This window comes from Actinospineispora spinosispora DSM 44797 (assembly GCF_000429025.1).
GTDB classification, from domain to species: Bacteria; Actinomycetota; Actinomycetes; order Mycobacteriales; family Pseudonocardiaceae; genus Pseudonocardia; species Pseudonocardia spinosispora.
In genome coordinates, this window is the sequence record NZ_AUBB01000010.1 from 482,638 (window position 1) to 489,840 (window position 7,203).

At 70.2% G+C, this 7,203-nt stretch carries 8 protein-coding genes; 5 read left to right on the forward strand and 3 right to left on the reverse strand.

Features of this window, described 5'->3' with window-relative positions; all coding sequences use genetic code 11:
• The first annotated feature begins 16 nt into the window (after window positions 1-16).
• Window positions 17-1,051: a 5'-3' exonuclease gene (locus tag G406_RS44870; protein WP_051341692.1), complete on the forward strand. Its 1,035-nt coding sequence runs from the start codon at window positions 17-19 to the stop codon at window positions 1,049-1,051.
• Here the strand turns inward: G406_RS44870 and G406_RS44875 are convergent.
• Entirely contained in the window at window positions 1,038-1,967 is a 930-nt protein-coding gene (locus G406_RS44875; RefSeq protein WP_051341693.1) for a LysR family transcriptional regulator, read from the reverse strand. The genes G406_RS44870 and G406_RS44875 overlap by 14 nt on opposite strands.
• Window positions 1,968-2,050: 83 nt before the next feature.
• Between G406_RS44875 and G406_RS44880 the strand changes: the two genes are divergently transcribed.
• Together G406_RS44880 and G406_RS44885 are read left to right on the forward strand one after the other, a co-directional pair.
• The gene (locus tag G406_RS44880; RefSeq protein ID WP_037075396.1) at window positions 2,051-2,962 is read left to right on the forward strand and encodes a DMT family transporter; all 912 of its coding nucleotides are present in this window, start codon (window positions 2,051-2,053) and stop codon (window positions 2,960-2,962) included.
• Between the two features lie 99 nt (window positions 2,963-3,061).
• Entirely contained in the window at window positions 3,062-4,135 is a 1,074-nt protein-coding gene (locus G406_RS44885) for an alpha/beta hydrolase (RefSeq protein ID WP_156934693.1), read from the forward strand.
• 6 nt (window positions 4,136-4,141) lie between these two features.
• On the opposite strand, the gene G406_RS0106100 is transcribed toward G406_RS44885, so the two are convergent.
• Window positions 4,142-4,630, reverse strand: coding sequence for a GtrA family protein (locus G406_RS0106100; RefSeq protein WP_028933154.1), 489 nt, complete (start codon window positions 4,628-4,630; stop codon window positions 4,142-4,144).
• 174 nt (window positions 4,631-4,804) lie between these two features.
• On the opposite strand from G406_RS0106100, the gene G406_RS0106105 reads away from it, so the two are divergent.
• Window positions 4,805-5,926 (forward strand): inorganic phosphate transporter, encoded by a 1,122-nt coding sequence (locus G406_RS0106105; protein WP_028933155.1) that lies wholly within the window; start codon window positions 4,805-4,807, stop codon window positions 5,924-5,926.
• A 15-nt stretch (window positions 5,927-5,941) separates the two neighbouring features.
• Window positions 5,942-6,181, forward strand: coding sequence for a hypothetical protein (locus G406_RS0106110; RefSeq protein ID WP_028933156.1), 240 nt, complete (start codon window positions 5,942-5,944; stop codon window positions 6,179-6,181).
• A gap of 14 nt (window positions 6,182-6,195) precedes the next feature.
• Here G406_RS0106110 and G406_RS0106115 read toward each other — a convergent pair whose 3' ends face one another.
• Window positions 6,196-6,912, reverse strand: coding sequence for an MBL fold metallo-hydrolase (locus G406_RS0106115; protein ID WP_028933157.1), 717 nt, complete (start codon window positions 6,910-6,912; stop codon window positions 6,196-6,198).
• Window positions 6,913-7,203 lie beyond the last annotated feature (291 nt).

The window sequence follows — 7,203 nt, forward strand, 5'->3', positions numbered from 1 at the left end:
GAGGCACAGTCATGGGGTGTCCGGATCCGAGCGCGTCGTGCTGGTCGTCGACGGCAACTCGCTCGTGCACCGCGCCTACCACTCGCAGGCCCGCACCGGTTTCCGCTCCGGTGAGGGTCAGCCGCGATGGGCGGTGCGTGGGCTGCTGTCGCAGCTCGTCGCCGCGGTCGACCGGGTCGGGCCGGACGCGGTGGTGGTCGGGTTCGACGACCCCGAGTCCAGTCTGCGCCGGACGACGTGGCCGAGCTACAAGGCCCACCGGACGGACAAGCCCTCGGCGCTCGTCGAGCAGCTGGCCCGCGCGGTCGAGGTGATCGGCGAGCTGGGGATACCCGTGGTGGTGCCCTCCGGTCTGGAAGCCGACGACGTACTGGCATCGGTCGCCCGGCAGGCACCGCTGGCCGGCGCGAGCACGGTCGTCGTGACGTCCGACCGGGACGCGTTCGGGCTCATCGACTCCCACACCCGGCTTCTGCGGGTGATCAACGGAGGGGTGGAGGCCTCGCCGATGCTCACGCCCGAGCGGCTGGTGATGATGCTGGGGGTGCGCCCGGAGCAGTACCCCGACTTCGCCGCGCTGCGTGGTGATCCCTCGGACAACCTGCCGGGAGTACGCGGGGTCGGGCCGGTCATCGCCGCCCGGCTGCTCGGCGCGTTGGGCAGCGCGGAGGTGGCGTTCGCGGACCTGGAGTCCGGCGGTGGCCGCGTCGTCGAGGCGGTGGGCCCGACGGTGGCCGCCCGGCTGGCCGAGCCGGGGGCGCGGCGGGCGTGGGAGCTCAACCGCGCGGTGATGACGATGCACACCGATGTCCCGGTCGACCTCGACGCGGGCAGGCTCCCGCTGGCGACCGCCGTGGTCCGGCAGGCGTTCCTGACCCACGAGCTGCACTGGACGACCGCCGCCGCGCTGCGGGCGCTCGCGCACGAGGAGTCCGAGGACCCCCGGCCACCGAGCATCCCGCTGGAAACCGGATGGCCGCCGTCGCACCAGCCCCGACGCCACAAGCGTCTGCCGGTGAAGACCGTGACCGACCAGCTCAGCCTGTTCTGACCCCTTCGAGGCGCCGGCCGCCGATCTTGCGGCGGTCACCCGCGACGCGCTCGTCGAGCAGCTCGAGTATTCGCACGACGGCGGGATGATCGGCGACCGCCTCGCGGACCCGGACCGAGATGCTTCGCCGAGGCGTCGGGTTCACGATCGGAACCGCGACGGTCGAGGCGGGTAGCAGGTCGAGGCCCAGGTAGGGGATCACGGTGATCCCGATGCCCTCGGCCACGAACCTGATCGCGGTGGGGTAGTCCTGTGTCTCGATGTGGAAGGCGGGGACGAAACCCACCGTCGAGCACGCGTCGAGCACGGCCTGCCGGCACGGTCCCCTGGCCACGTCGTTGTCGACCCAGTTCTCATCGCGCAGCTCGGCCAGGTCGACCTCGGCGCGGCCGGCCAGCTCGCACGCCGCTGGCACCACCGCGAAGTACGGCTCGGTGAGCAGCGGATACACCCGGTAGCCGGCGTTGTCGGTCGACTCCGCGCCGTCGACCGCGATCTCGACGTCCGGCGCGCCGGCGTCCGCGGCCACGAGCTCGATCAGCCGCAGGTCCAGCCGCAGCCGAGGGAACTCGCGGGCGATGCAGGCCACCACGGGCGGAATCCAGACGGCACCGGCCGAGGCGAAGTACTTCACCGACAGCGACCCGGCGCGGCCCGCGCGCAGATCGGTCACCAGGGACTCGAGGTCGGCGAGCCGCTCGAATATCCGTGCCGCCTCGGCGGCCACCGCGCGACCGGCCACGGTCGGCTCGATTCCCCTCCCGGAGCGCTGGACGAGCTTCAGTCCCGTCTCCCGCTGCAGCGCGCTGAGATGCTGGCTGATCGCCGAGGGGGTGTAGCCGAGGTTCGTCGCCGCGCCCTGGATCGAACCGTCCGCCACGACCGCGCGCAGTACCCGGAGCCGATGCACGTCCATTCCTGCGACACTACAGTCCGACTGAAGAGTTCGGTAGTTATTGTCGCTTGTGCTTATGTTTGCCGGGCGGCATCGTCATCACCATGTCGAGTAAGCATCTGGCCGCCGGCGCGGCAGTGATCACCGTGCTGCTGTGGGCCTCCGCCTTCGTGGTCATCCGCTCGGTGGGGGACGTTCTGTCCCCGGGAGCGCTGGCGTTCTCGCGGCTGCTCGTGGCTTCCGTCGCGCTGGTGCTGTTGGCGCTGCGCTACCGGCGGCCGATCCCGCGCGGTCGCGCACTGGGATTCGTGATCGGTTACGGCGTGCTGTGGTTCGCGGGGTACACGGTGCTGCTCAACTGGGCCGAGCAACACCTGGACGCCGGCACCGCCGCGCTGCTGGTGAACTTCGCGCCGATCCTGGTCGCCATCATCGCGGGCTTCCTGTTCCGCGACGGATTTCCCCGACCGGTCATCGTGGGGATGGTCATCGCGTTCGCCGGGGTGATCGTGATCGCCATCGGTGGTGACGGCAGCGACGTGGTGGATGCGCTCGGGATCGTCCTCGGCCTGATCACCGCCGTCCTGTACGCGGCGGGGGTGCTGATGCAGAAGGTCGCGCTGCGCTCGGTCGATGCGATCACCGCGACGTGGGTCGGCTGCGTCTCAGGACTCGTCGCGACGCTGCCCTTCGCGCCGCAGGCGATCGGTGAGCTCGCGCATGCTCCCGGCAGCGCGATCGCCGGGGTGGTCTACCTCGGGATCGGACCCACCGCGATCGCCTTCACCACCTGGGCCTACGCGCTCGCCCGCACCGACGCGGGACGCATGGCGGCGACGACCCTGTGCGCGCCCGCGGTGGCGGTCCTGCTGTCCTGGGCCACCCTGGGCGAGGTGCCCACCGCGCTGGGTCTGCTGGGCGGGGCCCTGTGCCTGACCGGTGTGGCGATCAGCCGCCGCACGCCGCGTGCTCCCCGCCCCGTGGCGGAACCGGTGGTCGCCGCGCCCACCCCGTGAGCGGTGACAGGGACAGGGCTGACGGATCTCTCAGACGCGCCCGGATCGGGTTCGCCGATGGCTTAGGCGTTCCCGGCGGCGGCCCTTACCGTTCGGAGTATGGGGCGGTGGTTCAGTTTTCGGCCGTGGTCGCTGGCGGTGCTGGCGGCTGTGGCACTCGTATCCGGGGCCGGTCTCAGCGCCTCCGCCTCGGAGAGTGTGCCTCGGCTAGCGCGGTCCTCGATGCCGGCGGCGTGTGGCGACGACGGACAGCGGTGCTTCGAACAGTTCGCTCTGCCCGACGGTTCACAGTTCCCGGTCTACCGAAACATGCCGCTGTCGGGAAATCCGACGGTCACGCACGCCGTGGTGGTCGTCCACGGGATTCTGCGCAATTCGAAGACCTACTTCGCCGCGATGATGCAGGCCGCGACGAAGGACCACGCCGACGCCGACACGATCGTCGTGGCGCCGTGGTTCCAGACGTCCCAGGACAAGCCGGGCCCGAACGCGCCGTACTGGGTCGACCAGCCACCTCGCCGAGCCGATGCTCCGGGCTGGCTCCAGGGTGACGGCGCGGTCAGGCCCGCCGGTCTGTCGAGCTTCGCCGTCGTCGACGACCTGCTGGACACCCTCGCGGACCCGCAACGATTCCCGAACCTGCGCTCGATCACCGTGGCGGGGCATTCGGCTGGAGGGCAGTTCGTCCAACGGTATGCGGTGTTCGGGGCCGCATCCGGCCGGCTGCCCCGGGTGGCGATCAACTACGTGGCGGCGAACGCCTCGTCGTACGTCTACTTCGATCCGACCAGGCCGGTCGGCGACGGCACCCGGTTCGAGGTGCCCACCTCGGCCGGCTGCCCCGGCTACGACACCTACAAGTACGGCCTCGCGGGCCGGACCGGCTACGTGGCGGCGCTGTCCCCACAGCAGGCGCTCGCCCAGTACCTGAGCCGGCGGGTCACGATCGTCAACGGCGCGGACGACACCTTCGACAACGGCGACGAGGACACCACCTGCCCCGCCGTGGCGCAGGGCCAGCACCGCGCGGCCCGAGGCGCCAGCTACCTCACCTACATCCAGGGACTGCACCCCACCGCCCAGCACGATCGCATCGTGGTGCCGGACGTGGGCCACAGCCAGAGTGACATCTTCAACTCGCCTCTGGTCGCCCCGGTCCTCTTCGGCCACTGAGACCGCTCAGGCCTCCCACTCACGGTGTGGCGCAAACACCACCCAGCGCAGAACGCAGTACATGAACACGCCTTCGCAGGCCCCGGCGGCGAAGCGGGACAGCTGGTACTGGACGCCGAACGCGGTGAGACCCGCACCGATCCCGAGCACGATGGCCAGATAGTTGACCACGATCGCCGCGACATACCAGCTGATCTGCCGTCCGATGGGGGCGTGCGAGCGGAAGTTGAGCCAGCGGTTGAGCGTGAAGCTCAGCCCGAACGCGGTCACGTAGCTGACGCTGACGGCCAGCCAGACCGGCCAGCCGTACCCGCCGCGGAACAAAGTGATCAACGCCAGGTCGACGCCGAAGGTGAACCCGTTGATCACACAGAAGCCCACCAGACGTGGCGTGACCACCGAGGCCACCCGCGGTGGCAGCGCTCCCGAGATGGCGGCGCACAGCGCCGCGAACCGGTCGGCGCTCGTGCGTGGCTGCGCTCCAGGCGTCCTCACCGGGCCAGGATGCCAGCTGCAGCTGAGCCGGTTATCAGCGCGGGGCGCCTGGAGCGGTGGTGGTGTTCAAAGTTGGTAAGCGGTTAACCCGGAGTTGGTTCGCGCCGCTTACCGTCCGCACGTCGCGTCGCTCCGGCGCGTTCTGCCGCAAGGAATCCAGCGGGGGACCCACACATGTCGGTCATCGTCATCGCGGTCGTCGTGACCGCGCTCCTGTTCGACTTCACCAACGGCTTCCACGACACGGCCAACGCGATGGCCACCTCCATCGCCACCGGGGCGCTGCGCCCCAAGGTCGCCGTCGCCATCGCCGGCGTGCTGAACCTCATCGGCGCGTTCCTCTCCGTCGAGGTCGCCAGGACCATCTCCAGCGGGCTCGTCGACGACACGAAGATCACCCCGGTGGTCATCTTCGGCGGACTCGTCGGCGCGATCCTGTGGAACCTGCTGACCTGGCTGCTCGGCATGCCGTCCAGCTCGTCGCACGCCCTGTTCGGCGGCCTGATCGGGGCCACCTGGGTCGCGGCCGGAGCCGACGCGATCAAGTTCGCCGGAGTGGTCAGCAAGGTGCTGATCCCGCTGGTCCTGTCGCCGGTGGTCGCCGGCATCGTCGCACTGGCCGCGACCTACTTCGCCTACCGCATCGCCTCGCGCGGCGAGGAGGGCACGATCACCAGAGGTTTCCGGCTCTCCCAGATCGTGTCCGCGTCCATGGTCGCGCTGGCCCACGGCACCAACGACGCCCAGAAGACCATGGGTGTCATCACCCTCACCCTGATCACCGCGGGATCGCTCCCCGCCGACGCCGGACCTCCGCTGTGGGTGATCGCCAGCTGCGGCGTCGCCATCGCACTCGGCACCTCGCTCGGTGGGTGGCGGATCATCCAGACCCTCGGTAAGCGGATCAGCGAGATCCAGAGCCCCCAGGGTTTCGCGGCCGAGACGAGCAGCGCCGCGGTCATCCTGACCTCCGCGCACCTCGGGTTCGCGCTGTCGACCACCCAGGTCTGCACCGGGTCGATCTTCGGTGCCGGCGCCGGTCGCCGGCTGGCCAACGTCCAGTGGGGCGTCGCCGGACGGATGGCGCTCGCCTGGCTGCTGACACTGCCCGCCGCCGCCATCGTCGGAGCACTCGCCGCCTGGGTCGCCGCGAGCGGCACGCTCGGCACCGTGCTGGTCGCGGTGTTCGGGGTGGCCATCGCCGCCGGCATCTACACGCTGTCCCGGCGCACGCCGGTCACGGCCGACAACGTCAACGACGTCCCGGCCCCGCAGCCGGTGGCCGTCGGCGCCTGAGCGGGAGGAACAACAATGAGCATCGCGTGGGGATCCCTGCTGGCCGTCCTGGTCGTCTCGTTCGGCGCGGCTGTCGCGGTGGTGACACTGGTGGCGTTCGCGCTGGTCGCGCTGTCCGGCCGGGCCCAGCTCGCCGGCCCGGACGCCCGGCCGGCGCTGCTGAACGCCCGGACGGGCACGCTGGTCGGCGGTCTGTGCCTGACGGTGGCGGGCCTGATCGTCCTCTACGGCCTGTACGTCATCGTCGCTGCCTGATCGTCGGCGCGCTCCTAGAGCACGAGACCGTCGTGGGCGATCTGCCATGCCGACAGATCGGCGGCCAGCGCCGTGGGCGAGAGATGGGTCAGGACAAGACGCTCGCACGTCAACCTGTGCCGGTTGGCGGCGAGAGTGTCCAGGTCGAGGTGCCAGCGCACCGGCCGAGGCGTATAGCCCTCGCACAGGAACACGTCGGCACCGTCCGACGCCTCGATGAGGGCGTCCGTCCACTCGGTGTCGCCCGAGTACGCGACGGAGCGGTGGGATTCTCCGTCGTCCACACGCAGCGCGTAGGCCGGGGCGCCCGCCGCGTGGCGCACCTCGTAGGGCGTCACGGCCAGCGAGCCGATGTGCTGGGTGGTGGCTTCGACGTGCTCGACGACGCGCACCTCGAATCGGCGTCTCACCGTGCTCGAGCCGGGGAATGACACCTCCATCGCCTCGGCCAACCGGCTGCCGGTGCTCGGTGGACCGATCACGGTGAGGTCCGAGGTCCTGCGGCGGAACTGGCCGTCGAGGATCAGGAACGGCAGGCCTCCGAAGTGGTCCGCGTGGAGGTGGCTGATCACAACGGTGGTGATGGCGTTCGGGTCGAATCCCTGCTGGCGAAGCGCGGTCAGGGAGGTCCCGCCACAGTCGATCAGGGTGTGTCGGTCCAGGGCGATGCAGGTCTGGAAGCGTCCGCCTGAGCCGAAGGCGTCTCCGCTTCCTACCACAGTTGTTCGCATTGTCCGAGTCTGGGTTCTTTCCCGGTTCTGGGGTAGTCCGAGTTGGCTCGGTCGTTCTTACGTCTGGTTATGGGGGGTGCATCCCTCGCTGGCTCGTTGGGGTGCATCCCCGCTGGCCGGTGAGTGTCTTAGCGCGGCTGGGCGCTGTCAATCCCGCTTCGCGCCTCGACGCCCGTCTCGTGGTGCACTCGCAGCAGGGTCGAGGTTTCAGGATTGACAGCGCCCGGCCGCGCTAAGTGCGGGCCAGGATCGCGGGGATGGGGGTGGTGTGCGCGGATGCTGGGGGTTGCG